Below are 26,294 nucleotides of genomic sequence, written 5' to 3' on the forward strand. Positions count from 1 at the left end.
GTACCTGTTCAGAAAGCGGGCGCAGGCCGTGTTCACTCTCACACAAGGGTACACCAGAGCCGATCACGTCCGGGAAGAACCGGGACGAGTAACAATAAATGTTCAGCTGTAAAGGAGTTTCCGACTTGCCAACAGGACGGCGATGCCCGACTAGGGGTTTAAAAGGGCGGCGATTATACATAAATCTTTGCTGCTGCGCCTGCCTTTTATGTGATTTTATGTAGTTATTTTCACGCTGCTACACCTGACAGCGTGCACAGCAGACAAAACCGGCTCATTCTGCCATCTGGCCCATCTCTGCTCTTAAACCCTGCCAACGATACTGATATTCTTGCCATTTGGCCCGGATAAACCCGCCCGGCCACAGCCATCTTCAACGGTGACTGCTACTCTGAACAAAAACAACAGGCGGCATTGACACGTGACAGCAGCATTCAGCTTTTTATGAGTATTAAATCCCGGATTTTACTCAGCGTTATTATTCTTCAGTTAACCGGCTTCCTGGTGGTGATCTTCCAGTTCAGCGGCCAGGCCAGCCGCTCATTACTGGAAAACGGCCAGCAACAGATCCGCACCACCCTGCAGTCCCGGCTGAAACACTTTGATTCGCTGGCAAACGAGATGGAGCGCAGCGCCCGCGCACTGGCACTGGCCGGCGAACTGCTGCATCAGCAGCGTCAGCAGCTAAGCCACGAACAGGCCCAGCAGCGCTTCTCATCGCTGCTGAAAAAAACCTTCACCTCCTTTCCTCAGGCGTTAGGCGGAGGCATCTGGTTTGAACCCTATCAGTTCTTCCCGGAACAGCGCCTGATGGGCCCGTACGTTTACCGCAACGACAAAACGGTCCGCTTCAGCTGGGAGTTAAACACACCGGAATACAACTACCCGGCCCAGCGCTGGTATCAGCAGGCACTACCCGACAACTGGCAACGCGATAACCTGAGTGGCACGATGATTCACTGGTCAGCGCCCTACACCGACGATGCCGCCAGCCAATCCCTGATGATGACAGTGACCGCTCTGATGTTTGATCCACAAGGCAAAGTGATTGGCCTGGCCAGCGTTGACTGGTCGATCGAAGATGCCAGACGTTTCCTCAGTCAGTCGGGGTTTACCGATAACAGCCGGCCATTTTTATTCCACCCTGACGACAATGTGCCGCTGCTGGACAATCACTTCAGCGGCCCGGCGGATAGCGTCTCCGCCGTTCTCAGCAATACTGCGGTACGCCTCAGCGACAGCACCATCGGCAGTGTGACGGATTTTCAGATTACCCATCAGGACGCCAGCCAGATTTTTGCCGACACCAGTATCCGGCTGAGTAACAGCCCGGGCCTGAATACCACGGACTTCCAGGTCACCAGCCTGGGCGAACGGCTGTACGCCGGAAGAACGGCCACCGGCCTGGTGCTTGGCGTGATTGTGCCGGAAGCAGACTTCGCCCGGGTCATCAATCAGCAACGGCAGGAAACCCTGACCATGGGAGTTGGCATCGCACTGTTGTTTGTCGCCATTATGGCGCTGCTGCTGGAGGTGCTGTTCCAGCCGTTTGAGCAGATTCTGACACTGTTGCGCTCCACTGTTGACTCCAATGACAATCAGCAACAGATTCATATCCGCCCGATCGCTTACCCACACCAGAACGAATTTACCCCCATCATCACCACCTTTAATGTATTGGTAAAACAGATCGACAGTTTTACCCGGCGGCTGTCAGAAAGTAACGAAGAGCTGACCCGCCAGCAAACCAAAATTGCCGAATTAAATACCCGGCTGGAAGAAAAAGTCGAAGAGCGTACCCAGGAGCTGAACGCCAAAAAAGAAGAAGCACTGCGTTCGTTGCAACAATTAAAACTGACTCAGGCGCAGCTGATTAACATGGAAAAATACGCCGCCATGGGCGAGCTGGTGGCGGGCCTGGCCCACGAAGTTAATACTCCGCTGGGTGTTAGTGTCACGGCGGTCAGCGCCCTGGAAGAACAGCTTAACGAACTGAACCGCTCCTTCCGGGCCGGCAAACTTGATAAAGCAGAATTTAATGACTTCATCGAATTTTCCCAGGAAGGTACACAGATTGCGGCAGATAACCTGCGCCGCGCCGCCGATATGATCAGCCGTTTCAAACAGGTCGCGGTCGACCAGGCCAGTGAAAAACAGCGCGATTTTGAACTGGGTGATTACATCAACAGCATCATGACTTCACTGCGGCCAAACTACAAATATCGTCCGCTTGAAGTCCGGGTCGATTGTCCGGAAAAAATATACATCTCCGGCTACCCGGGGGCGTTGTCGCAGATTTTAACCAACCTGATGATGAATGCGCTGATCCATGCCTTTGGTGAAGGTCAGCAGGGTCACATCGATATTTCCATCCGCTGTGAAGGCGACCAGATCCGGCTGCGCTTCAGTGATGATGGCTCCGGCATGGACCAGGCCACCCTTGATCACCTGTTTGAGCCGTTTTTCACCACCCGGCGAGCCGACGGCGGCAGCGGTATGGGAACCCATATCATCCATCAGCTGGTTACTGAAACCCTGCAGGGTAGCATTGATGTCAGCAGCAGCCCGGGACAAGGCACCCACTATCAGCTGCTGTTCCCGCGTCAGCTGCCTCAGCACCGCGTTCAGGAGACACCCCCGGATTAACACCGTATAATGCCCGGCCTTTTTCCAGATTTCAGGAGCAGCTCAGATGCTGGACGTTAACCAATATTTTGATGGCAAAGTAAAATCCATCGCTCTGCAAACCGAAACCCTGCCGGCCACAGTCGGCGTGATGACTGCGGGTGATTACGAGTTTGGCACCAGCCAGAAAGAAGTCATGACCGTTGTATCCGGCAGCATGTCGGTCAAACTGCCTGGTAGCGATACCTTTCAGACCTTTACCCAGGGCCAGTCGTTTAACCTGGATGCTAACGTCAAATTTCAGGTATCCATCAGTGCCGACACTGTGTATTTCTGCACTTACGAATAACTGAAAACAGGCAGTCGCTGCTCAGCGGCTGTCTGCTTGTGAAGCGGCAATCAGGCGCTGCATTTTATCCCGCGGCAAAGCGCGGCTGAAATAAAAGCCCTGATACCCTTCACAATGGTTATCGCGTAAAAAGGCCAGTTGCGCTTCATTCTCCACACCTTCCGCTAACACCTGCAAACCAAGCCCGCGCGCCATATTAATAATCGTGGTGGTGATCACCCGGCCTTCTTCATTTTTTTCGATTGAACTGACAAAACTGCGGTCGATTTTCAGTTTATCCACCCGGTAGCGATGCAGGTAAGCCAGTGATGAATAACCGGTACCAAAATCATCCACCGCCAGTGCCACCCCCAGATTTTTCAGCCCGGCAATGGTATCCAGTACCTGAGGCGTCGGCTCCAGTAACGCACCTTCGGTAATTTCCAGCTCCAGCCAGCCCGGGTCTATCTGATAGCGCTGCAACAGGCGCTCAAGCAACTCCACCAGACCTCCGGCAACAAAGGTCGGCTGAGTAATATTGACGGCAATCGTCACCGGCTGGCGCTGTTGTTGCTGCCATTCACTGATGGTGCGGCACACCGACGTCAGAGCCCAGGCATCCAACTCCGGCATCAGGCCGTTATCTTCTGCCACGGGTAAAAAACGCCCTGGAGAAATCATCCCCTGCTGTGGGTGATGCCAGCGCATCAGAGCTTCAGCACCGATCATCGCGCCACTGCGTATACAGATCTGCGGCTGATAATACATCTGCAATTCGTTGTCACGCTGCAGCGCTTTGCGTAACTGATTACCTAACTCCAGACGGTCGGCCGCCGCCTGAGTCATATCATTACTGTAAAAGCGATAATGATTACGGCCTTCACGTTTGGCTTTAAACATGGCGACGTCGGCATTGCTCAGCAATTGCGTCACAGAATTACCGTGGTCCGGGCATAACGTGATCCCCATGGAAACACTGATAAATAATTCCTGCCCGACTCCGGCGTCAAACGGCTGCTGCAGCAGGTTTTTAATAATATCAGCCACCACCCGCACCTGATCGTCATTCACCACATCTTCCAGCACCACCATAAAATCATCACCACCGAGACGGGCAACCGTGTCACTGTCGCGCAGTCGTTTGCGTAAGCGGTGGGAAAATTCCTGCAATAAACGGTCACCGGCCGGATGACCAAGGCTGTCGTTGATGTGTTTAAAGTGATCAATATCAATGGCAATCAAAACCACTTTGCGCTGGCTTTTACGGCTTTTTTCCAGCGCATGTTCCAGCCGGTTAAGTAATAACGTCCGGTTCGGCAGGTTGGTCAGAGAATCGTAATACGATAAATGTTCCAGTTGCTGTTCGGACTCTTTCAGCTTCGACATATCGGTAAACACACCAACATAATGGCTGGTGCGTTCATCATGATCACGTACCGCACTGATGGTGAGCCATTCGGGAAACAGCTCACCGCTTTTTTTACGATTCCAGATTTCTCCCCGCCAATAGCCCTGCTGATCAATGGCCTGATACATTTTGTGATAAAAATCGTTGCTGTATTGTCCGGATTTAAGGATCGATATCGGCTGGCCTAATATTTCTGCTTCTGCGTAGCCGGTAATTTCACTGAATGCCGGGTTCACCGCTTCAATACAGGCATGGGTATCGGTAATCACAATACCTTCTTTGGTCGACTCAAATACCACCGCGGCCTGGTGCAGACGCCGGTCTTTGGATTGCTGTTCGGTCACATCCTGAATAGAGCCGCTGCGCGCCACCACGTTACCCTGAGAGTCGTGAATCACTTCAGCCCGGCCGTGCAGGTATTTTTCTTTGCCGGAAGGCAACTGTATGCGGTAAACAATATCGTATGCTTCACCCGACTCAATACTGTGTTTCATGGCCGCAGATACCCGCTCTTTATCCTGCGGATGAACGTAAGAAAAAAAGGTGGAGATCTGAACTTCCTGCGTACCCTCCGGCAATTCAAAAATATCCGCCATTTGTGGCGTAAAAGTAATACGGTCATTAACAATATCGTCACGCCAGCTGGCAATCGAGGCCAGCCGTTCAGTACGTTGCAGCAAACGCTCGCGGCGCTCCAGCCGCTCAACAATACGGGTACGGTCAATAACCAGATAACACAACTGAGCGAACACGGATAAGAGCGATGCCTGTGCATCATCCAGAGATTTATCATCCGCCAGCGAAAAAAATAAACAGCCACTTTCACGGGTACGGCCAATCACCGGGATTATTAACAAAGCCTCAGGTTGCAGCGCAGCCCAGACATATTGTTCTTCAACCGATAACTCATCACGGCTGTGACGCAACCGTACCTGACGATCACGGGCAATATCGCACCAGGCATCCAGGTGCTGACTGATGGCGCGAATATCCCGCTGCCAGTCCGGTTCGCCGGAACGCCCGGCACCGATGCAATAAGGCTGGGTTTCTCCTTCTTCAGGACGTACCACCAGCAATGCCCGGCTGGCATCCAGCTGCATACATAATTGCGTCAGAGCCGCATTCAGATCGCTGTCGAGCAGACCCGAACGGGTGGTGAGAAACACTTTAATACAACGTTCCAGCAACACTTCCAGCGGCAGCCCGGCTTGTGCCCCGGACTCCAGCGGCGTAATCTGCTGCAGCCCCTGCCAGTCCTCGGTCGCCATCAGCTTCGCCAGCGTCGCCTGCCAGTGTCTGTTTGCGCTCCTCACCACGGCCACAACCTCATATCAGCTGCCGAGATTAGTGATGTGAGAGAGAATATAAGCATGCAATGTGATTTTGTCGGAATCACTGACATTCAGAAACTGCACCCCCAGGGCGATGTCTGAGTCTTCAACATTGACTGAACGTACGACCGCATCCAGCTGTACGATCCGGTCAATACCACTGATACTGAATTGCGCCGTCAGCCGCAGTGATTCATTTTTACTGACCGGTAACTGAGCGGCGCGGATACGGGCACCACCCAGGCTTAAATCCACCAGTCGGGCAGATAATTTATGTTGCTGCTGCTCACCAAACACCAGTGAACATACCAGGTTGACCCGCGCCCGCACGGAACTGCGTACCTCCCCCACCACCAGCTTTTCAGGCATCGCCAGATGAATATGAGCGAAAGGTGCACGTGAGACGTGAATAATTTCCGTTTTAAAAGCGCAGGCACTGTTCCATTGTGAGGCAAAAAAACGCACTGCCAGGGGCATACCGTTTTTTAATGACAGCGGTGAGCCATTTTTAACCGGTGTCGACACCAGGATAGAACGTCCGGCCAGATAACCGATTAACGTACTGCGATCCCGCTCACTGGTATAACCCTCAAACTCCAGCTGCACTGACTGGCCGGGTAATAATTTTAAATCTTCAAAGCGCTTTGGCTTACCGTCCATAGGTCGTTACTTATCGTTAATATGTAAGTCAAAAGAATGAAACTAATGAGTGAAACACCAGTAAAAAGTGTAGACCAGTTTTCAGAGCGCTCCTGGTAAAGACGTCAGCCACGGCAAAAAGCCGACAATCAGGCGTAAATGGTCGCACCTCGGGTTACAGCTTCTCATCCGTCAGGTAACTCGTTACACTTTCTGTAACATGCCGCAGGCCGACCAGATTCAGCCACTGACGGCCCGCTCAACATTATCAAAACCACAGGCTGAAACATGTTTGATAAGCAGGACCTGGTGGCGCTGATCACCACCACCATGCCGTACGGGAAATTTCACGGCCGTGTGCTGATTGATATCCCGGAAGAATATCTGTTGTGGATGAACAAACAGGGCATGCCAGCCGGACGCCTGGGATTTTTACTCAGCCTGGCACTGGAAATCCGCATTAATGGACTGGAAGGTATCCTGACGCCGTTGCGTAAAGACCCGGCAGTCCAGAAGCTGGTCAGAGCCTCACAGACACCATCCTCTGACAGCCGTCACTGACCGGAGGCATTATGTTACAACTGGGCATTCTCGAAACCGATACCCTGTACGCCGATCTGCAACCCGATTACCAGTCTTACGGCCACATGTTTGCCGGTTTTTTTAACCGCCTCGGAGGCCAGCTGAATTACCGTTTTTATCAGGTACAGCAGGGCGAACTCCCCGCCCCACAGGCGTGTGATGCTTACCTGATTACCGGCTCTAAAAGCGGCGTGTATGACGACAAACCGTGGATTACCGCATTATCCGGCTGGATTGCTAACGCCCACCAAGGTGGCGAAAAAATCGCCGGCATTTGTTTTGGCCACCAGATCCTGGCTCACAGCCTGGGGGGCCAGGCGGGCAAAAGTGAAAAAGGCTGGGGCATTGGTGTGCATACCACCGCAGTGACACAACACCCTGGCTGGCTGAACGACGACACCTCTCATATCCGGCTGATTTACAGCCATCAGGATCAGGTCGGGCAATTGCCAGCAACGGCCAAACGGCTGGCCGGCAGTGAATTTTGTGAAAATGCGGCTTTTTTTATCGACCAGCGGGTACTGGCATTTCAGGGGCACCCTGAGTTTACGGCACAATATCTGTCACGGTTATTACCCCGCCGGGCCCAGGCGATTGGTGAAACCTGCTACCAGCAGGGCATGAACACCCTGAACCAGCCCACCGACAGCGATCGCGTCGGCCGCTGGTTGCTGGAGTTTTTCCAACTCTGAATCCCGGCTCTGAGCCGCGATCCTTAATCAGAGAAATTTTCTGACGTACCAGCAACTGGCCTGAATGCAATAGCCTTGTCACCTGTTAATGCATCCGATGGGTATCCAGTTCCAGCCGCTCAACCCGGCGCCCGGCCAATACAACCACACCCTGATAACGCTCATCACCGGTGGATGAAAATTCAAACCGGTAACAGCGCATTAATAACCAGCCAGCACGCCGCTTTTTCAGCTGATAGCCATCCAGGGTCAGCGTATCATCCAGCAATTGTAATCCCTGTCGATCACAGTGTTGCCGGACCACGGCAGACGCCAACCCGCGGGCCTGCTGCTGTTTATTCCAGAATAAATACAGCACCACCAGCAACGAAAAGAAAAAAATCCAGGCCAACATAGGCAACCCCACAAAACCGCAATCTGATTACTATGGGGGCAACCGAGGTAATAAAAAACCCCGCCCTGCAGCGGCAGGACGGGGTTTACACAACCACAGCGGATTATTTACCGGGTTATTTTACCAGCCCATCAACAATCTCTTCTTCTTCGTGCAGGTCTTCTGTTTCATCCGCTTTGGGCAGCACCAGGTTCAGCACAATGGCCACCAGACCACACAGGCTCAGACCTTCCAGGCTACCCAGCACCATACCACCGATACCAAACACCAGCGTGGTGGAAACAATGACCAGGTTACGCTGCTGCCCCATATCCACCCGGGCTTTGACCAGAATATTCAGACCCACGCTGGCAATTGAACCAAACAACAGAATCAGAATACCGCCCATCACCGGCGTTGGAATGGTTTGCAACAGCACACCAAATTTGGCAATAAACGCCAGTGTAATGGCAAACACCGCCGTCCAGGTCATGACGACCGGATTAAAGGCTTTGGTTAACATCACCGCACCCGTCACTTCCGAATAGGTCGTGTTAGGTGGTCCACCAAATAAAGCAGCGGTGGACGTGGCCAGACCATCACCTAATAACGTGCGATTAAGGCCGGGTTTTTCGACATAGTTTTTACCGGTCACACTGGAGATAGCCAACACATCACCGACGTGTTCGATGGCCGCTACCAGCGCCACCGGCATCATAATCAGGATGGCACTGAGCTCGAACTTAGGTGCAACAAAATCCGGTACAGCAAACCAGCCGCTGTTGTTCACCGCCGTCATATCCACCATGCCCATAAACAACGCGATGCTATAACCCACCGCGACACCGGCAAGAATCGGCACCAGACGGAAAATCCCCTTCGCCAGCGTCGCCACCAGCAGCGTGGTCGCCAGCGCCGGCATAGAGACCCAGATCGCATCCGTGTACGGAAATAACACCGCCGAGGCATCACCCGCTTTGCCCATCGCCATATTAACGGCCACCGGCGCCAGCCCCAGACCAATAATCATAATGATGGGTCCGGTTACCACCGGCGGCATAATACGATGGAGAAAGCCTGCACCACGCAGCGCCACCAATAACGACAGCGCCAGGTAAACAAAACCGGCACAGAACAAAGCCCCCATGGCGACCGCAATACCGTCGTCACCCCATTGTTTGACAATGCCAATCACCGGCGAAATAAAGACAAAAGACGACGCCAGAAACACCGGAATAGAGCGCTTGGTCACCAGCTGGAAAACCAGTGTACCAATGCCGGCAGTAAACAAAGCGACACTGGGATCCAGGCCGGTAATTAATGGCATCAGCACCAGCGCACCAAAGGCAACAAATAACATCTGTGCCCCGGCCAGCGCGGTACGCCAGCCAGCGTAAGTATTCTCCTGAGACATAGTCTCCCCCGTTAGTTAGTTTTCATTATCTGCTGACGCCAATCCGAGGCAGAAGCTTATTATTCGGTGCCGAAAATTTTATCGCCGGCATCACCCAGACCCGGGATAATGTAGCCGTTCTCATTCAGGTGATCGTCTACCGAAGCCGTATAAATATCCACATCCGGGTGCGCCTGCTGTACCGCCTTAATCCCTTCCGGGGCGGCAACCAGTACCAGCGCCCGAATGGAGGTACAGCCGGCATTTTTAAGTAAATCGATGGTTGCGTTCATTGAGCCACCGGTCGCCAGCATCGGATCCACTACCAGTGCCATACGCTGATCGATATCACCGGCCAACTTATCGAAATAACTGACCGGCTCCAGTGTTTCTTCGTCGCGATACAAACCAACCACACTGATTTTGGCACTCGGAATCATTTCCAGCACACCATCCAGCATGCCCAGGCCGGCGCGCAGAATCGGCACAACCGTGATTTTTTTCCCTTTGATACGCTCGGCGCTGATATCACCGCACCAGCCATCAAGGGTATAGTCTTCCAGTTCCAGATCTTTACTGGCTTCATAAGTCAGCAGATTCCCCACTTCACCAGCCAGCTGGCGGAAGCTGCGGGTACTGATATTTTTCTGGCGCATCAGGCCAAGTTTGTGTCGAACCAGAGGGTGACGAATTTCATGAACGCTCATGATTTACCTCAACTTAAAACTGTCAGATCTGAATAAAAAAGCCGCCAGGCCAGCCAGCAGAATACACGGCCTGCGGCTCTGGGGTACAATTGGCGCGCGATTTTCGCACAAGCAACGCCGTTGCGCGAAATAAAAATGTAACCAACTGGTCAATTCACTGCCAGAGCCACAGATTCAATGGCCTGAAAGGATACAAGGACCCACTCAGGACACGGCCCACATGCTGAAATTCCTCACTCCAGCCCTCGCTACACTGGCATTACTGATCGCCGGGCTGAGCCTGAAACAACAGTCAGCGACTCAGGTACAGATCAACCCGCCACTCACCCCGGACCTGCCGCCACTGATCAGTGATGATGCCGGCCTGAGCCACGAAGAATCATTACGGGCAGCCCTGCACAATATTGAGCGGGCGTTACGGCAACAGCATCAGACGCTGCAACAACTGCAGACCGACCTGGCCAAGCTGCAGCGCCAGTCAGCGCCGACAGAAGCCGAACAGGAATATCAGCAACTGCTGGATGGCCTGCCAGCGGACTTTGAACAACGGCTGAAAACCGACCCGGGCTACGCCGATCAGAAGCTGAACGAATTTTACAACCAGGTACTTGATGTCAACAGCAGTGACGAACTGCGGCTGCGGGCGGTACGTCAGCTGATGATGGTCAGCGGCACAATTAATGCGCCGGACGGTGTGTACGGCAACCGTGAGCTGGCACGCGCGTTATTACAATTGGCGGATAACAGCACCGATCAGGCCAGCCGCATCAAAGCACTGGAGCATCTGAGTTACGTCGGCGTTAGCGACCCCGGGCTGAGTAATCGTTTTTTTCAGCTGCTGGAAACCGACAACAACCCGTATATTCGCAGCCTGGCCAGCGATAGCCTGGCCGGACTGTTGTTTAATCAGGAGCTGCCCGTCTCACAACGTCAGCCCATCTTTGATAAAATCAGCCTGCTGATGCGCCAGGGCGATGACAAAACCCAGGCTCTGCTGAAACGCCAGTTTGGTTCCCCGGAACAACTGGAGAAAATGGCAGAACTGCACCAAAGCCATTAGTACTCACTTAACCACGAGGAATCGTTATGCCACGCGCCTGTGCCCGGCACATTCTGGTGAAAACCAAAGAGCAGGCTGAAAAGCTGAAACAACAACTCGACAATGGCGCTGACTTTGGCAAGTTGGCGCAGAAACACTCTACCTGCCCATCACGCAAAAACGCGGGCAGCCTGGGTGAGTTTAATAAAGGAGAGATGGTAAAAGCGTTCGACGACGCGGTATTTAAAGGGCCATTACTGAAGGTTCAGGGGCCGGTAAAAACCAAATTCGGTTACCACCTGATTGAAACCATTTACCGTCACTGAATCACCAGCGCCTGGTAACAGACCCCGATAGCGTTTGCCACGACCAACAAAAAGGCCGTTACTTTGCAGTAACGGCCTTTGTCAGCGGGAGTTAACACTCAGTAGTTATCAACGCCCAGCTGTTCTTCCAGTGCATCAGCCATACCAGCAACGTTGAATAACGACGTCTGGAACTCTTCAGCATCCATCTCATCCAGCCACCAGTTGGCCATGGCAACCAGGTGCGGCGTACCTTTGTTACGGTCGATTGCCCAACCGGCACACAGACGCTGATCATTTTCACGTAACAGCTTCAGTGCCATTTCAGCACCCACCTGCTGCTCCGGCATGGATTCCAGATCCAGCACTGCCGAGGCAATTTCAACGATATCGTTCTGGCCGTTTTCGCTTGGGTGATGGAGAATCAGTACCCGCTGGGAACGACCTTCACCCATATCGAACATGGCTGACATAACACGTTCGTTTTCTTCGTTCAGATTCAGGCCCAGCTGTTCTGCGTGTTGACGCATAATGGTCAAAAACTTAGACATAATAATTCCCCTTAAAACTCGTCGACGCCAAAACGTTCTTCCATCTGATCCGCTACCGCAGAAACTGCCGATACCGCCATGCCCATTTCTTTCAGGTCCATGGTATCGAGCAGCAGATCTACCGAGGCAATCAGAACTTCATCTTCTTCACTAACCGGAGTAAATGCCCACTTGTAGTTAGAAGATTCTGCATTCAGGACCAGCAGCTCGTTAAAGAACGCTTTCAGATCAACACCGGAGTTACGCAGCGTGCTCAGGTAAATAACCGGCGAATGAATAGAAACCACTTCCGTGTCATTACCACTTCGCTGACGGCTGAATAATACCAGCTGAGTACGACCGTTATCGTGTTCAAACAGCATACGTACTGTGCTCTCAGAAACGACCTCAAATTTCCAGCCGATCTCCTTAGAGTAAGCAACAATTTTATTGGTAAACGGATTCTGGAACGGGTTCAGTTCCTCTTCACTTTTTTCGTTACCACTGAAAAACGTGCTAACCCTGCTGAATACGCGAGTAATCATTTATTTCTCCTAGTCTAAAAACATTAAAATCTGCTGAACAAAAGACGGTTCCACTTTCATGGTTTTTGCCATTTCAGCCAGAGCATCCAGTTCGCTGTCATCCACATTCTGATCAGCCCGGGCAACCACCACCAGCTTCTGAATAAAGGAACAACGATCGGATGCCCCCATGGATAACAACGGACGCACGGCTTCATTAAACTGAGTGCGGGCAAGCTCCAGAGGATTCGCCGTTTCGTTCAGCTGTGCCATTCCCTGCTCATACATTTCATCGCCAGCCTGCTGGCGCAGGTTTTCTGCTTCAGAATCAGCCAGATGACCATCGGCGAACGCCACCCAGGCGCCCCCCCAGAACAATGCCTGGCTCTGAATCGCCTGTTTTTCTTCATCCGCCACCGGTTCCATATATTTCAGCACCGAATGAATACGTTCATCCGCATCATCAACCGACAGCGATGAATTTTGTTTACCCGTCAGCTCATGATATTCATCAGACTTACTGTATAAATCGATGGCCATTACCCGGATCGGGTTAAACGGATGGCTGGAATAACAATGCGAGGTATCTTCCACACTGTTGGATAATTCAGATAAATCCTGAATCTGGGACGAATATTCTTCCAGATCAAATTCGATCACCGGGTGTGACAAACCACAGGATAATTTCAGAAATGAACTGATGGCGGCTTTCGGGCTTTCACACACAAATAAGCCGGCGCGGTCGGCAGAAATCTCCGCCCGACGACTCCAGGACATCAGTTTCATCGCATCACCGGCATCCAGATTACCGGCTTCCAGAATGCCATGAGTCGGTAATGCATAATGCTCAAATAAAGCGTGGCCTAATTCATGACCAACAACAAAATTCAGTTCGTCGTGATCCATCGATTGCAATAACCCCGAACTGAACGTCAGGATCACATCATCGCCACCTAAAAATGCGCAACTGGCATTAGGCTCAGGGCTGCTGTAAATATAAATTTCAATTTTTTTATCCGACAATCCCAGCTTATCGCGGGCCGCAGCAACATGGCTATATAAGTCCGGAGCTATTTTTTCGGTAATACGTAAACTGTGGCCTAACAGTCCGCGGCGGTAAGAATCGCCGGACGCTTCTTTTAAACGTTTATCAGCCAGTGTTTTAATCGTTTTATCAGCCAGCAGCTCATCGTAAATACTGCGGTCGGAGCGGAAGCGAATCTTTTCTTTGATATCCACCATGGGTCAACCAGTGTAATCCTTGTTATGAATGGAACATCCCTGCACAGGTGCATCAGCACCATAACCTTCCCCATGCAGATCACCTGACCGGGTCAGCCGCTTCCGGAAAATCCGGAGCTGTAAACCGCTGTGATGTGCAGGAACACAATAGAGGGGGTACTTGATAACATACTCAAAATTTGTGGACAAGCAACAGTGGTAAGAATCTGTGACAGGTTCACGCTAATTTCTAAGCCTGGCACTTTCCACCCCTACGGCTGACTTTATTGGTCCCCCCCAAAGACGACTCCCGGGTGTTACATCACCGCCATAAGTAAGTTATTGCCGTGCCGCGATAAGCTGATCGTAACCCCTTGCAGATACTGGTAGAATTGCGCCGGTTATTATCGCCCCCCATCCGCAAGACAGAGATCCTTATGGCCGAACTCGGACGCTACAACACACTCAAAGTACAGGAGCTGGCTCCTCACGGTGCCTACCTGGACGATCAGGACGGTGGTCAGATTCTGCTACCGACCCGCCAGGTGCCAGAAGACACTCAGATTGGCGACGAGATTAAGGTGTTTGTTTATCTCGATTCCGAAGACCGCTGGATCGCTACCTGCCAGCGCCCACGGGTACAACTGCATCAGGTCGCCAGCCTTGAAGTCGTTGATGTAAACCGCACCGGCGCTTTCCTCGACTGGGGTCTGGCAAAAGATTTGTTTGTGCCTTTTGCCGAACAGAAACAACGGCTGGAACAAGGCAAAAGTTGCCTGGTCTATGTGCTGCTGGACAACACCGGCCGACTGATCGGCAGCACCCGGTTAAACCGCTATATCAGCGATGAAGCCAAAGCCAACTGGCCCGGAGCACCGGACCCGTATCAGGTGGGTGACAAAGTCCGGGCACTGGTCAGCCATCGCACCGAACTGGGTTACAAAGCCGTGGTAGACGACGAATTCTGGGGGGTCATTCACCATGACGATATCCGCAAAGCCATTCGCCCCGGCAACCGTCTTGATGCTTATATCAAACGGGTACGGGACGACCACCGGCTGGACTTATCACTGGAGCCCATCGGTCATGCCAAGATATCACCTCTGGCCAGCCGTATTCTGAAAAAGCTGCAGGACGGCGATGGTACCTTAGGGCTGTCAGACCGCAGCCCGGCCGATCTGATAGAACTGCACTTCGGTGTATCCAAACGGGTATTCAAAATGGCCATCGGCCAGTTATATAAAGAACGCAAAATTGTCATCGAAGACGATCATATCCGCCTTGCCAATGACAGCGATGCGAAAAAGCCGCGCCCCGGGAAGAAGAAGCACAGCCAACCTAAAACGGTTCACAAGACATCCGACAAAGCGGAAGCCGCGCCACGGCCTGAAGCTGAAAAATCACGCAAGCGCTTTGTCAGCAATAAAAAATCCGGTAAAACACTGTCTATTAAAAAATAAACCGCTGATATCAGTGAATAGCATCAAGAGGACCTGATAATGCCTAAGGCAAGTGAGATCAAAAAGAACGCCGCTATTGAATTTAACGGCAACGCCTATTTCGTGAAAGATATCGAACGCTCTGTTCCGCAAGGCCGCGCCGGTGGCAGCCTGTACCGCATGCGTATGTATAACGTGGCAACCGGTCAGAAAGTCGACGAAACCTTTAAAGATTCCGATATGCTGAATCTGGCCGACGTGATGCGTCGTCAGGTGATGTTTTCCTACAGTGACGGCGACGAATACGTCTTCATGGATAACGAAGACTATTCTCAGTACAGCCTGAACAAAGACAAAATTGAAGAGGAAGTGCTGTTCTTCAACGAAAGCACCCAGGGCCTGCAGGTGGTATTACTGGACGATGCGCCGGTAGCACTGGAACTGCCGGCTCACGTCGAGCTGGAAATCGTTGAGACAGACCCTTCCATCAAAGGTGGCTCGGCCACCGCCCGCACCAAGCCCGCGACCATGACTACCGGTCTTGTCATTCAGGTACCTGAGCATATCTCAACCGGCGATGTGGTTAAAATCAACGTCGAAGAGAAGAAGTTTATGGGGCGTGGCGAAGCGAAATAAGCGCCAGCCCAACCATCTCCGGAGCCTGCAACGGGCTTCGGAGCATTACAAAGTCACACGCTTCCCAGCTCGTTTTTCACTGACTTTTCGCGTATAGTCGCGGCCTTTCGAATCTTATGTTTCACCCTGACACTCCGGGACAAAAGCTGTGATCTCAACCGCGAATATCACCATGCAGTTTGGCGCTAAGCCACTGTTCGAGAACATTTCTGTCAAATTCGGCGATGGCAACCGTTATGGCCTGATTGGCGCCAACGGCTGTGGCAAGTCGACCTTTATGAAAATCCTCGACGGTTCGCTGGAGCCCAGCGCCGGTAACGTCTCCATTACTCCGAACGAACGTCTGGGCAAGCTGCATCAGGATCAGTTCGCGTTTGAAGAGTTCACCGTACTCGACACAGTAATGATGGGTAACAAAGAGCTGTGGGCCATCAAAGAAGAGCGTGATGCCATTTACGCCAACCCGGAAGCGACCGAAGACGACTACATGCGTGCCGCTGAACTGGAAGGCGAATTTGCCGAAATGGACGGCTACACCGCTGAATCCCGTGCCGGAGAGCTGCTGCTGGGTGCCGGTATCGAAACCGAATTACACCAGGGCCCGATGACCGAAGTGGCACCAGGCTGGAAGCTGCGGGTATTACTGGCGCAGGCACTGTTTTCCAACCCGGATATCCTGCTGCTCGACGAACCAACCAACAACCTGGACATCAACACCATTCGCTGGCTGGAAGGCATCATCAATGACATGAAGTGCACGATGATCATCATCTCGCACGACCGTCACTTCCTGAACTCCGTCTGCACCCATATGGCCGACATCGATTACGGTGACATCCGTATTTATCCGGGCAACTACGACGACTTTATGATTGCCTCGACCGCCGCCCGTGAGCGTCAGCAATCGGAAAACGCCAAGAAAAAAGCCCAGATCGCCGAACTGCAACAGTTTGTCAGCCGCTTCTCTGCGAATGCGTCAAAAGCCAAACAGGCAACCTCACGCGCCAAGCAGATCGACAAAATCAAACTCGACGACATCAAACCGTCGACCCGTCAGAACCCGTATATCCGCTTTAATCAGGAGAAAAAGCTGCACCGTCAGGCGGTGGAGATCGAAGGCCTGTCACACGGTTATGACGGCGAAACTCTGTTTGCCAATACCGATATGATGATTGAAGCCGGTGAAAAAATCGCCGTCATCGGTGCCAACGGTGCGGGTAAAACCACTTTCCTGAAATGTCTGGTCAACGGCTTTGACCGTGATGGCATTGAACCAACGTCCGGCACCATTAAATGGTCTGAAAATGCCAATATCGGTTATTACGCTCAGGACCATGAATACGAGTTTGAAAAAGATGCCAACCTGTTCGACTGGATGGAACAGTGGAAAACGGAAAAACACGACGACCAGGCGGTACGCGGCACGTTAGGTCGCCTGCTGTTTAACCAGGACGACATCAAAAAGAACGTTAAAGTCTGTTCCGGTGGTGAAAAAGGCCGGCTGTTATTCGGCAAGCTGATGATGCACGATCATAATATCCTGCTGATGGACGAACCGACCAACCACATGGATATGGAATCCATTGAGTCGCTGAACATGGCACTGGAAATGTTTGAAGGCACTCTGGTGTTTGTTTCCCACGACCGGGAATTCGTCTCCTCACTGGCAACCCGTATTATCGAAATTAAAGATAATAAAATTGTCGACTTCCACGGTACTTATGATGAGTACCTCAAGTCACAGGGCATCGATTAAAACGCTGGCAGCACTACTCAGCGAGCCATAAAAAACGGCGTGTTGTGATATTCACAACACGCCGTTTTTGTTACTGTTAGCACTGATCACGCAAGGGAATGACGATGAAAAAACTAATCCTGATATTTATTGTTCTGGCGGTTTACCAGCAATGGGGCCGTATTGATACTTATCTGAATCCGCCCCCCGATTTTGCCAGCGCTCACAATGGTAAGGCGATTTTATATGCCACCAGCTGGTGTGGCTATTGCAAAAAAGCACGCGAATTAATGCGCCAGAACGGCATTACCTACTACGAATACGATCTGGAAAAGTCTGACGAAGGCGTTCGCCAGTATAAAGCATTAGGAGGCCGTGGACCCGTACCGTTATTGCTGATTAATGGAAAAGTCATTAAAGGGTATAACGCCGGTAAAATCCTGGAGTATGCAGGCCGGGGCTGAATAGTCTGCAACCAGATTGTGTGATTATGACTGGCATAACATCGGGTCCTTTAAAATAGCATCAGGCTCTGTACGACGGACGCTGTTTCATCAGTTCATGCCAGCGCAGAATATTAGGGTGTTCCTCACCTGCACGCAGCTTAATCACCTTAGCGAATTCCAGAGTCACCAGCGCAGTAATATCGGCGGCGGTAACGTTATCACCCACCACGTAGGTATGATGGCTAAGCTGCTCCTCCAGCAGCGGGTAAAAGGATGCCGCTATATTGCGCGCCTCAACGGCCCATTCCGCCACCGGTGTCATGCGGTCTTTAAAGATACCGGAGCCATGCTGAAAGCTCTGGAACACTGGATAGAGAAAGGCAAACTCCAACCGGCGGTCCCACATTTCAATCAGCGCTTTTTCTTCAGCGCTGGTGCCTAACAGCGGTTTATCAGGATGAGTTTCTTCCAGATAACGATAAATCGCCGCCGCCTCGCTGATACAGATTCCGTTATCCAGTTCCAGCACCGGCACTTTCTGCAACGGATTCTTACGTGCAAACTCGGCGCTCAGGTTCTCACCTTTGGGCAAATCAAACTTAACGGTCTCGACTCCGCTGAGACCCTTCTCGGCCATAAACATACGAACCCGACGTGGGCTTGGGGCGTAATCAGCGTCATACAGTTTCATATGGATTCCCGTTATCTATTCCTTCGACTGCGCACATTCCGGGTGGGCAGGGTTAAATTTACAGCGAACTTTGCGTTGCAACCGTAACATATCAGCGTCGTAATAACCGCGCTCACGCAATTCAACGCGCGCCTCCATCATCATCAGCTCGTATTCCGACTTTTCCTGATCAGAGATCGGTATCCACCAACGATCATTAATATCACCGGTTTGTTTTTCCACCAGCGCTTCAATTTCAGCAAATCGTTTATAAAAATCCTCACGCACCAGCTGAGCAATTTCGGTCGGAAACTTGTCACGCCGGCCAATCAGCTGCAGCGTCAGCTGTGAAAACGGATAATCGACAATGCCGCCGCTTTCGCCCATACCACGGTACAACTCCATCACCCGATAGGCCACCAGCGGCGCCGGTAGTACATCCACCGCTCCGTTATTAAACTTGCTGCCGGCACTGACCATGCTGGTTGGCACCGGGTTGGCTCCGAGCTGCAGAATCATCTCCGCCTGAATCGGTTCATAATCCATAACCGCCACTTTTTTACCGGCAGCTTTGGGTAAGCTGGAAATTGATTTGTCATTAACAAAGATGTAGGCCGCCCCCATTGGCGCAAACCCCATCACCACGTATTGCCCTTCTTCCATCCGCGCTGCATTTTTAGCGTTCACCAGCACCTTCATCAGCAGATTCATATGCTGGCTTGAGGGGATAGCGCCAATGGCGTCAATCGTGCCGGTAAATTTGTTAAAGGTACGGGCACGAATGCCGGTAAATAAAGCGGCATCACACTGCCCGGCTTTCAGGTCTTCGGCCAGTACACTTTCACTGGCGTAAGCATCAATATCCAGCATTACCCCGAGCTCCAGCAAACGTGCCTGCTGGTCTTTAGCGGCGCTGTAAATCGGACCATTACGGCCAAGAATATCCCAGACACAGATTTTACGCCGGGGAATCTGACCATCCACCAACATATCGGTATGCAGTTGTTTAATCGCGGTAATTCGTTGCTGCTGGCTCAGTTTCGGATTCATCGCCTGCTGGCGCAGCTGTTCGCGCGCCACATCCTGCGACGGCGCCGCCAGCAGCTGGCCGGAACATAACAGTACGACGCAACAGCGCCAGATATTCATCAGTTTGGTTTTCATATTATTGTTATTATCTTCGGTTAGGTTGAACGGCCTATGTCAGCCGCCGATATCTTTCAGACGATTTTTTGCCTCAATCCACTGCGACATATACTGGCTGCTTTTCAGGCTATGATGACGCAACATGCTGCCGTAAAAATTCTGTAGCCGGTGTTGCTGCAACTGCGCGCTGACCTGTGCCAGTTTATCGCTCAGCCTCGCCTGATGCCTGGCATAACTGAAACGACAATCAATAACCTGGGCAGCGGCCTGTGATGCCCGCTGCCACTGTGGCTGCTGCTGGTAGAGCTCCACTGCCAGACGAGCGTACTCAGCCGGATCATCAGCGACCAGTGCCGCATCAGCCAGATTTACCCCTGCTGCGGCGTAACCCGCCCGCTGACGAGCATCATCACTATCCCGGTATAACCCTTCGGCGCCAATCGTGGTGGTCAGCGCCGGGGTATGACACAACGCGGCATCAATCAGCTTGCCTTTTAAGCCGGCACCAAACCGTAGCGGCGCCAGTAACACCCGGGCATCAGCGACCACGCGTAAGGCATCATCGGCCCAGCCCTTCAGCAGAAACCCCTGCTTGTCGTTATGCAGCTGGGTGGCTTTTTTCGGCGGATATGCGCCATAAACATGTAATTGTGCGGCTGGTAGCTGCCGGCGGATCAGCGGCCAGAGTGTTTCTTTCAGATAACGCACCGCATCCCAGTTAGGCTCATGACGAAAATTTCCAATGGATACAAAATGCTGACGTTGTGAAAATTCCGGCAACTCAAAATCCGCCTGCCCCCGCTCCAGCATAAAGGGGCAATAATGCAGAATGTCTGCGGGTATCTGAAAACGGCGCTGCAATAACGTCATCTCAAACTCAGAGATGGTCAGAGTAATATCACAGCGCAAAATAGCCGCAATTTCGCGTTTGGCCAGCTCGGAATACAGATACTCGTCGGCCGGCATCTGATTGGCGGTGATCCCGGCTTTTAACGCCGCGTGACGCGCGTGACGTAAAAAATGTAAGTCTTCACTATCAAGCACTCGCACCGCTTGTGGACAGTGTTGCTCGACCCGCCAGCTAAACTGCTCTTCCATCATAAAACGGTCAAACATCACCACCTGGGGATTCAGTTGCGCAATAAACGTATCAAAGCTGGCGTTATTCAGCTCTATCCGCTCGGCCCGAATGTTCAGCTGCGACAAATCAACCGCATGATCACTTTCCTCCGCCGGTGATGCATACACAACGGCATAGCCCTGCTGCTGAAAAGCCTTAAGCAGTTGTAACATACGGCTGCCAGCCGCGGAGGATTTTGGCTCGGGCCAGACATAGCCAATAACAAGGAGTGTTTTCATAGCGGTAATAACGTCGGTGCGGTTAAAGGTCGGCTCAGAGCCTGATGTTTGAGGGACGGATATTACCGCTTTCTGTATCCGGCTGCTGCTTTAATCCAACTGCGTGATAACAGGAATCTGTGACACAATAATCCGCCATGCCGAACTGAGCTAACCACCGAGATAAGCCCGTGCTGATTGTTGCTAAAATCCTGGTCACCTTTTTAACCGTTATTTTACTCGCAAAAGTGGCCGAACGTCTGAGTCCGCGACACGCAGGCCTGCTGGCGGGCTTTCCACTGGGCACCGCCATTGCACTGTACTTTTTTGGCTGGCAACAAGGGGCTGCGTTCGCTGCCGACAGTGCGGTATTTACCCTGCCCGGGCTGAGTGCAGCGATTTGCCTGGCCTGGGGATACCAGCAGGTCATTCAGCGTCGCGCCGGTCTGAACTGGCTGCCACTGGCCATACTGGTGGCGCTGGGCTGCTTTTTATTGGCAGCCAGCATACTGCAGCTGTTACCCCAACACCGTGGCCTGAATTTGCTGGTTGTGATGGCCGCTATACTGATATTCCGCACCCTGTTCCGCTCACTGGCGGATACTCAGATTCAGCAGGCAGCTCAAGGCATCTGGGCCAACAAATGGCTGACGTTATTACTCCGCGCCAGCATCGCCACCCTCTCGATTTTGCTGATTACCGGCCTGGCCGAACTGCTGGGCCCGCAACGCGCGGGCTTATTAGCAGCGTTTCCGGTGTCGTTTTTCCCGCTGATGCTGATTCTGCATATCAGTTATGGTGCCCCGGTATTATCTGCCAGCATCAAACATTACCCCGATGGCATCGGTGCCCTGGTGGTCTATTGCCTGGCGGTCAGCAGTCTTTACCCGCTACTGGGGCTGCACTGGGGAACCCTCGCCAGCCTGCTGTGTTCCGTTGCCTACCTGCTGCTGTATGGCCGGTTGCGGGCACACTGGCAACGCCGCCGGGATAGCTATAAGCAGCAATTATGACGAACATTTAACCCCGGCTTATGACGACCGGGGCTTTCCTTGTTATGATTCGCCCCCGTTAAATCGTTACTGCGCCGGATCGTTATGACTGAACTGAACACCCCTGATTTTCTCCAGGATGCCAAACAACTGTTATCGGATGACGGTTTTGCCACCAGCAATGTGTGGTATCACGGTACATCCTCAGGCCTGATACCGTCTGTTACCAACCAGGGGCTGGTTGGTGGTGGTGATGCAGCGCTGATGAAACGTATGCAAAGCACGCTGAAAACTATTCAAGCACCGGCATTTACCGCCGAAGACCCGGTCTTTCTGACGCAGAGTAAAGAGCTGGCGTATTATTGGGCCGAACAAAAAAGCAAAAGCCGTAACCTGTATTTTAACAACGACGAAACACCGGTTGTCTTTGAAGTCACCCTGAGTGATGAAGAAAATGCCAGGGTGAAAACCGATGCGGGTGGTGCGGCGCTGTTGATGGAGCCGGGTAATGCCTACCTGACCCACCTGAAAGAAGTCTACAAAGCCTGCGGCAAAGAACTGGAAGAAATTAATCCGTTAAAAGCCGACCGTATGGACTATCTGAATAAACTGGGCCTGGCCTACTGTGCCGAACCGATTTCCAAAAAAGCGGTTAAACTGCTGCAGGACTGATGCTCCTGCCACCAGCCCGGTGTTGCTGCCACAGCAAGCCGGGCTTTTTTATAGCGGCCGATCAGGCCGGTTTTTTCAGCTTTTGCACTGCCAGCCCGGCAATAATCAATACCAATCCGACAAACGTCGCCGGATGAATATCTTCCCCCAGAATCTGACTGATAAAAATCAGCGATAAAAACGGCGACAGAAAAATCAGTGATCCAATACTGGCCGCACGGTCGGTGGCCTGCATGGCTTTTTGCCATAATAAAAAGGTCACGCCCATTTCAAATAAACCCACATAAACTGCAGCTAGTCCGGCACTGACCGCCAGCGACGATGGAACTCCCTGCCATCCTGCTAACAGCCAGATAACCGGCGTGGCAATCAGGAAGCCACTCCATAAACTGATCTCAGGTTCATCTTTAGCCGCGGTATTCCAGATCCAGTACAACGACCACAATAAGGTGCTGAATAACGCCAGCAACACTCCACTGATACTGGCAAATTCCAGCGCCAGCAAGCGTCCCTGCGTGGCAATAACAACCACGCCAATATAGGCCATGAACAGCGCCAAAATATCGCGACCAAACAAGCGTTGTCCCAGCATAGGGACAGCCAGCAAACTCATGGTCAGCGCCCAGGTATAATTGATCGATTGCGCCTGTTGCGCCGGTAATAAATCGTACGCCTGAAACAACACCAGATAATAAAATAACGGGTTAATCAGCCCCTGCCTCAGGTAGAAAAACCGCTGCCGCTGCAACGCCTGCCAGGCCTGGGTTAACCGCTGCTGCCACAACAAGTGGCCGGTTAAAAAGAGCAACGATGTCAGACTGGCAATAGCCAGCAGCCATAACGGGGTCAGATCAGCCAGTGCCAGTTTAAAAGCCGTCGCCACCGTTGACCACAACAACACGGCCATTAATGCCAGAGTGACTGCTTTATTGTTATTTGCCATAGCTCTTAACCACCTTAACTATTAACCACCTCAACTATTAACTACCTTCACTATTAACTGCCTGAGATGAAAGTTGGCCATGCTATCAATAATTGTTAGCGGCCAACAGCCGACCTTTGATTGTAAAACTCTGTTTATTATTTTGTGTTTTGTATCATTGTCAGTTGATTTAAGACTATGATCCCGGCACAACAGAATTAATAGCCAGACAGCAACAACCCGTCTAGGCTTACAGCACAGTCGTATACAATCCTTGTTATGAAAAAGTCTCCCGATCTGATCGCCAGTAGCCACGCCATCCCGGACGCCAATGCCTTATTAACGGTACTGAACAGCCTGGATGCACTGGTATACGTGGCCGACATGGACACTCATGAGCTGATTTTCGTTAATGATTATGCGTTGAAAAAATGGGGCGACCCCGGTGAGCGTAAATGCTGGCAATATTTACAGAGCAATCAGGACGGGCCCTGTCAGTTCTGTACCAACGACCAGCTGATCACGACCACAGGCGACGCCGCCGAACCCTATGTCTGGGAGTTCCGCAATACCAAAACCGGCCGCTGGTTTCAGTGCCGCGATCAGGCTGTACGCTGGACTGATGGTCGCCTGGTACGTATTGAAGTCGCCACCGATATTACCGACCGCAAACACATAGAAGAACAGTTCCAACAAGCGCGCCATAAAGCCGAAAGCCTGGCAGACACCGATGCCCTAACCGGCCTGAACAACCGCCGCGCATTTTTCCGGCTGGGCAATCAGGCGCTGAAAGAAGCGGTACGTTTTCAGCGCTTATACCAGGCGAAAAGCCAGGGGCGTAATCAGGTCGCTCACGACTGAAGCGTCAGCCAGCGATTCTGATACGGCGACAACACCAGCTCATCACAAACCGCTTGTTGCGTTAATAAATCCGATAACCCATGCGGCAAAAATCCGAGACTGGCCAGCGGCAAACGCAATATCCGCTCAGTGACATTGGCAATAGCAAAAATTACCTGCGATTTATCGGCGGTACTGCGTTTGATAATAAACAAATCGGAATTAATTTTAATGACCTGTTGCCTGGCCTGGGGATGAAAAGCCGGCTGCTGCCGACGAATAGCAATCAGGCGCCGCACCTCGGCAAACACTTCCGCCTGGGGTGTCACCGGGTTATTCAGCAGACACATTAATTCATCTTCGTCCCAGATTCGCCGGTTAATCGACCGGGTGCGGCCGGTTTGTTCAACGTGTGTCAGATCATTCGGCGTCGCCGTCAGACTATGAATATACACCGCCGGAATCCCCTGCATCGCCAGCATAATCGCCTGCGAGCAGATAAACCGGGGCACCTGAAAATGATCCACCCCCCGGCGTGTTCCCATGCAGGCATCAAACAGGGTGATATTGATTTCATAAGGGCTTTCGCTGCCATCAGCGTTAGCTTTCATACTGACAAAACCACCAAAGCGGTGCATACAATCAATCAAATCCTGCACTTCGCGCTCCGGCAATATGCCCTCTACCGGACGAACACCAATGCCATCATGAGAGGCGGTAAAATTGAGATAACTGCAGTTATCCGGTAATTGCGGAATATTAAGCGCCCAGTCACTGAGGAAGTCGGCATTACCACGATTCAGCGCGTGTAATACCAATGGCGGCAAACCAAACTGATACACCAGATGCGCTTCATCAGAATGTCCAAAATAACTGAGATTTTCCGCCACCGGCACATTGGTTTCCGTGATCAGCACCACCTGAGGGGCTACCAGATCAACAATATCGCGTAACAGCTTGACCACCTGGTGAGTCTGAGGCCGATGCAGGCAGTCTGTGCCGATCTCTTTCCATAAAAATGCAATCGCATCCAGGCGGATAAAACGCGCTCCGTGACGGATATAACTGAGAAAGATGGTGATAAATTCAAGCAACACCGCCGGATTGGCAAAATTCAGATCGACCTGATCTTCACTGAATGTCGCCCACACATGCCTGATACCCTGATGCGTATGCACCGGCGTCAGCAGCGGCGTATTACGCGGCCGTATTACCCGGGACACATCACTGCCTGGATCAGCTTCGATAAAATAGCCGTTATAAGGCGCACGATCGCCAATAAAGTCGATAAACCAGAGGTTTTCCCGCGAACAATGATTGATCACCAAATCAGCCATTAAATCAAACTGCCCGGCGATGGCCTCGATATCCTGCCAGCTGCCCCACTCCGGATTCACCTGATAATAATCAATCACCGCAAAACCGTCGTCGGAGCTATAAGGGAAAAACGGCAATATATGAACGCTGTTAATAGCGTCGGCCAGATAACGGCTCAGAAAGCGTTTTAACGTATGCAGTGGCAGCTCGTCCCCATTCTGAATACTGTTGGCGTAAGTAATCAGAATAACGTCGTTTTCTGACCAGCGTTGTTGCACTGGCTGCCGGGGAGCTGTCTGTTCAGAGAATTGTTGGCAACAGTGCCATATTGAGTCGCTCAGCTGGTCGATCTGCTGTTCATCAAAACCGGCACCCAGATAAATCTGCTGCAGCCGCGATCTGAAGGTTTGCCGGGCAGTGTCTGACATGTTTTCCCCTTATCAC

26 protein-coding genes are annotated in these 26,294 nt (G+C 52.0%); 13 read left to right on the forward strand and 13 right to left on the reverse strand.

Annotation, left to right across the window (positions count from 1 at the left end; translation table 11 throughout):
- Nucleotides 1-444: 444 nt before the first annotated feature.
- Entirely contained in the window at nt 445-2,646 is a 2,202-nt protein-coding gene (locus tag ACFOMG_RS12405) for an ATP-binding protein (RefSeq protein ID WP_376867003.1), read from the forward strand.
- Between the two features lie 46 nt (nt 2,647-2,692).
- Nucleotides 2,693-2,974, forward strand: coding sequence for a pyrimidine/purine nucleoside phosphorylase (ppnP, locus tag ACFOMG_RS12410; RefSeq protein ID WP_376867004.1), 282 nt, complete (start codon nt 2,693-2,695; stop codon nt 2,972-2,974).
- A gap of 21 nt (nt 2,975-2,995) precedes the next feature.
- Here ppnP and ACFOMG_RS12415 read toward each other — a convergent pair whose 3' ends face one another.
- Both ACFOMG_RS12415 and ACFOMG_RS12420 read right to left on the reverse strand, forming a co-directional pair.
- Nucleotides 2,996-5,677, reverse strand: a complete 2,682-nt coding sequence (locus ACFOMG_RS12415) for a bifunctional diguanylate cyclase/phosphodiesterase (RefSeq protein WP_376867005.1) — start codon at nt 5,675-5,677, stop codon at nt 2,996-2,998.
- 15 nt (nt 5,678-5,692) lie between these two features.
- Nucleotides 5,693-6,352 (reverse strand): flagellar brake protein, encoded by a 660-nt coding sequence (locus ACFOMG_RS12420; RefSeq protein ID WP_376867006.1) that lies wholly within the window; start codon nt 6,350-6,352, stop codon nt 5,693-5,695.
- 267 nt (nt 6,353-6,619) lie between these two features.
- Between ACFOMG_RS12420 and ACFOMG_RS12425 the strand changes: the two genes are divergently transcribed.
- Nucleotides 6,620-6,892, forward strand: coding sequence for a DUF3820 family protein (locus tag ACFOMG_RS12425; protein ID WP_376867007.1), 273 nt, complete (start codon nt 6,620-6,622; stop codon nt 6,890-6,892).
- Nucleotides 6,893-6,903: 11 nt separating this feature from the next.
- Nucleotides 6,904-7,605: a glutamine amidotransferase-related protein gene (locus tag ACFOMG_RS12430; RefSeq protein ID WP_376867008.1), complete on the forward strand. Its 702-nt coding sequence runs from the start codon at nt 6,904-6,906 to the stop codon at nt 7,603-7,605.
- A gap of 85 nt (nt 7,606-7,690) precedes the next feature.
- Here the strand turns inward: ACFOMG_RS12430 and ACFOMG_RS12435 are convergent, their stop codons facing one another.
- From ACFOMG_RS12435 to upp, 3 genes are all read right to left on the reverse strand, one after another.
- A complete protein-coding gene (locus tag ACFOMG_RS12435) occupies nt 7,691-7,999 on the reverse strand; it encodes a DUF3301 domain-containing protein (RefSeq protein ID WP_376867009.1) in 309 nt (102 codons plus the stop codon).
- Nucleotides 8,000-8,114: 115 nt separating this feature from the next.
- On the reverse strand, nt 8,115-9,392 hold the full coding sequence (locus tag ACFOMG_RS12440) for a uracil-xanthine permease family protein (RefSeq protein ID WP_376867010.1): 1,278 nt from the start codon (nt 9,390-9,392) through the stop codon (nt 8,115-8,117).
- A 59-nt stretch (nt 9,393-9,451) separates the two neighbouring features.
- A complete protein-coding gene (gene upp, locus ACFOMG_RS12445; RefSeq protein ID WP_376867011.1) occupies nt 9,452-10,078 on the reverse strand; it encodes a uracil phosphoribosyltransferase in 627 nt (208 codons plus the stop codon).
- Between the two features lie 220 nt (nt 10,079-10,298).
- Here upp and ACFOMG_RS12450 point away from each other — a divergent pair, with 220 nt between their 5' ends.
- Both ACFOMG_RS12450 and ACFOMG_RS12455 read left to right on the forward strand, forming a co-directional pair.
- Nucleotides 10,299-11,138: a hypothetical protein gene (locus ACFOMG_RS12450; protein ID WP_376867012.1), complete on the forward strand. Its 840-nt coding sequence runs from the start codon at nt 10,299-10,301 to the stop codon at nt 11,136-11,138.
- Nucleotides 11,139-11,164: 26 nt separating this feature from the next.
- Nucleotides 11,165-11,443: a peptidylprolyl isomerase gene (locus ACFOMG_RS12455; protein ID WP_376867013.1), complete on the forward strand. Its 279-nt coding sequence runs from the start codon at nt 11,165-11,167 to the stop codon at nt 11,441-11,443.
- Between the two features lie 98 nt (nt 11,444-11,541).
- Here the strand turns inward: ACFOMG_RS12455 and ACFOMG_RS12460 are convergent, their stop codons facing one another.
- From ACFOMG_RS12460 to ACFOMG_RS12470, 3 genes are read right to left on the reverse strand one after another with little or no spacing between them, the layout of a single operon-like run.
- On the reverse strand, nt 11,542-11,973 hold the full coding sequence (locus tag ACFOMG_RS12460; RefSeq protein WP_376867014.1) for a hypothetical protein: 432 nt from the start codon (nt 11,971-11,973) through the stop codon (nt 11,542-11,544).
- A gap of 11 nt (nt 11,974-11,984) precedes the next feature.
- Entirely contained in the window at nt 11,985-12,497 is a 513-nt protein-coding gene (locus ACFOMG_RS12465) for a hypothetical protein (RefSeq protein WP_376867015.1), read from the reverse strand.
- Nucleotides 12,498-12,506: 9 nt separating this feature from the next.
- Nucleotides 12,507-13,718, reverse strand: coding sequence for a M48 family metalloprotease (locus ACFOMG_RS12470; protein WP_376867016.1), 1,212 nt, complete (start codon nt 13,716-13,718; stop codon nt 12,507-12,509).
- A gap of 416 nt (nt 13,719-14,134) precedes the next feature.
- On the opposite strand from ACFOMG_RS12470, the gene ACFOMG_RS12475 reads away from it, so the two are divergent.
- From ACFOMG_RS12475 to ACFOMG_RS12490, 4 genes are all read left to right on the forward strand, one after another.
- Complete coding sequence (locus ACFOMG_RS12475) at nt 14,135-15,157, forward strand: CvfB family protein (RefSeq protein WP_376867017.1); 1,023 nt, start codon at nt 14,135-14,137, stop codon at nt 15,155-15,157.
- Between the two features lie 39 nt (nt 15,158-15,196).
- Nucleotides 15,197-15,772, forward strand: a complete 576-nt coding sequence (efpL, locus tag ACFOMG_RS12480) for an elongation factor P-like protein EfpL (protein WP_376867018.1) — start codon at nt 15,197-15,199, stop codon at nt 15,770-15,772.
- Between the two features lie 148 nt (nt 15,773-15,920).
- On the forward strand, nt 15,921-17,528 hold the full coding sequence (locus tag ACFOMG_RS12485) for an ABC-F family ATPase (RefSeq protein ID WP_376867019.1): 1,608 nt from the start codon (nt 15,921-15,923) through the stop codon (nt 17,526-17,528).
- Nucleotides 17,529-17,632: 104 nt separating this feature from the next.
- Nucleotides 17,633-17,971: a glutaredoxin domain-containing protein gene (locus ACFOMG_RS12490; protein WP_376867020.1), complete on the forward strand. Its 339-nt coding sequence runs from the start codon at nt 17,633-17,635 to the stop codon at nt 17,969-17,971.
- Between the two features lie 61 nt (nt 17,972-18,032).
- Here the strand turns inward: ACFOMG_RS12490 and ACFOMG_RS12495 are convergent, their stop codons facing one another.
- Genes ACFOMG_RS12495 through ACFOMG_RS12505 form a run of 3 tightly spaced genes read right to left on the reverse strand, consistent with a single transcriptional unit; the run spans nt 18,033 to nt 21,062 of the window.
- Complete coding sequence (locus tag ACFOMG_RS12495; RefSeq protein ID WP_376867021.1) at nt 18,033-18,644, reverse strand: glutathione S-transferase family protein; 612 nt, start codon at nt 18,642-18,644, stop codon at nt 18,033-18,035.
- Nucleotides 18,645-18,659: 15 nt separating this feature from the next.
- A complete protein-coding gene (locus tag ACFOMG_RS12500; RefSeq protein WP_376867022.1) occupies nt 18,660-19,787 on the reverse strand; it encodes a putative solute-binding protein in 1,128 nt (375 codons plus the stop codon).
- Between the two features lie 39 nt (nt 19,788-19,826).
- Nucleotides 19,827-21,062 carry a glycosyltransferase gene (locus tag ACFOMG_RS12505; protein WP_376867023.1) on the reverse strand — a complete coding sequence of 412 codons (1,236 nt, stop codon included), beginning with the start codon at nt 21,060-21,062 and terminating at the stop codon, nt 19,827-19,829.
- Between the two features lie 236 nt (nt 21,063-21,298).
- Between ACFOMG_RS12505 and ACFOMG_RS12510 the strand changes: the two genes are divergently transcribed.
- Both ACFOMG_RS12510 and ACFOMG_RS12515 read left to right on the forward strand, forming a co-directional pair.
- Nucleotides 21,299-22,120 (forward strand): hypothetical protein, encoded by an 822-nt coding sequence (locus ACFOMG_RS12510; RefSeq protein ID WP_376867024.1) that lies wholly within the window; start codon nt 21,299-21,301, stop codon nt 22,118-22,120.
- A gap of 84 nt (nt 22,121-22,204) precedes the next feature.
- A complete protein-coding gene (locus ACFOMG_RS12515) occupies nt 22,205-22,771 on the forward strand; it encodes a hypothetical protein (protein WP_376867025.1) in 567 nt (188 codons plus the stop codon).
- 61 nt (nt 22,772-22,832) lie between these two features.
- Here ACFOMG_RS12515 and ACFOMG_RS12520 read toward each other — a convergent pair whose 3' ends face one another.
- Nucleotides 22,833-23,714 carry a DMT family transporter gene (locus ACFOMG_RS12520; RefSeq protein ID WP_376867026.1) on the reverse strand — a complete coding sequence of 294 codons (882 nt, stop codon included), beginning with the start codon at nt 23,712-23,714 and terminating at the stop codon, nt 22,833-22,835.
- 258 nt (nt 23,715-23,972) lie between these two features.
- Between ACFOMG_RS12520 and ACFOMG_RS12525 the strand changes: the two genes are divergently transcribed.
- Nucleotides 23,973-24,554 carry a hypothetical protein gene (locus ACFOMG_RS12525; RefSeq protein ID WP_376867027.1) on the forward strand — a complete coding sequence of 194 codons (582 nt, stop codon included), beginning with the start codon at nt 23,973-23,975 and terminating at the stop codon, nt 24,552-24,554.
- Here ACFOMG_RS12525 and ACFOMG_RS12530 read toward each other — a convergent pair.
- Nucleotides 24,545-26,278, reverse strand: a complete 1,734-nt coding sequence (locus ACFOMG_RS12530; protein WP_376867028.1) for a sugar phosphorylase — start codon at nt 26,276-26,278, stop codon at nt 24,545-24,547. The two genes, ACFOMG_RS12525 and ACFOMG_RS12530, sit on opposite strands and share 10 nt — an antisense overlap.
- Between the last annotated feature and the right edge of the window lie 16 nt (nt 26,279-26,294).

It is taken from the genome of Bacterioplanoides pacificum, from assembly GCF_042648445.1.
Lineage (GTDB): Bacteria > Pseudomonadota > Gammaproteobacteria > Pseudomonadales > Oceanobacteraceae > Bacterioplanoides > Bacterioplanoides pacificum.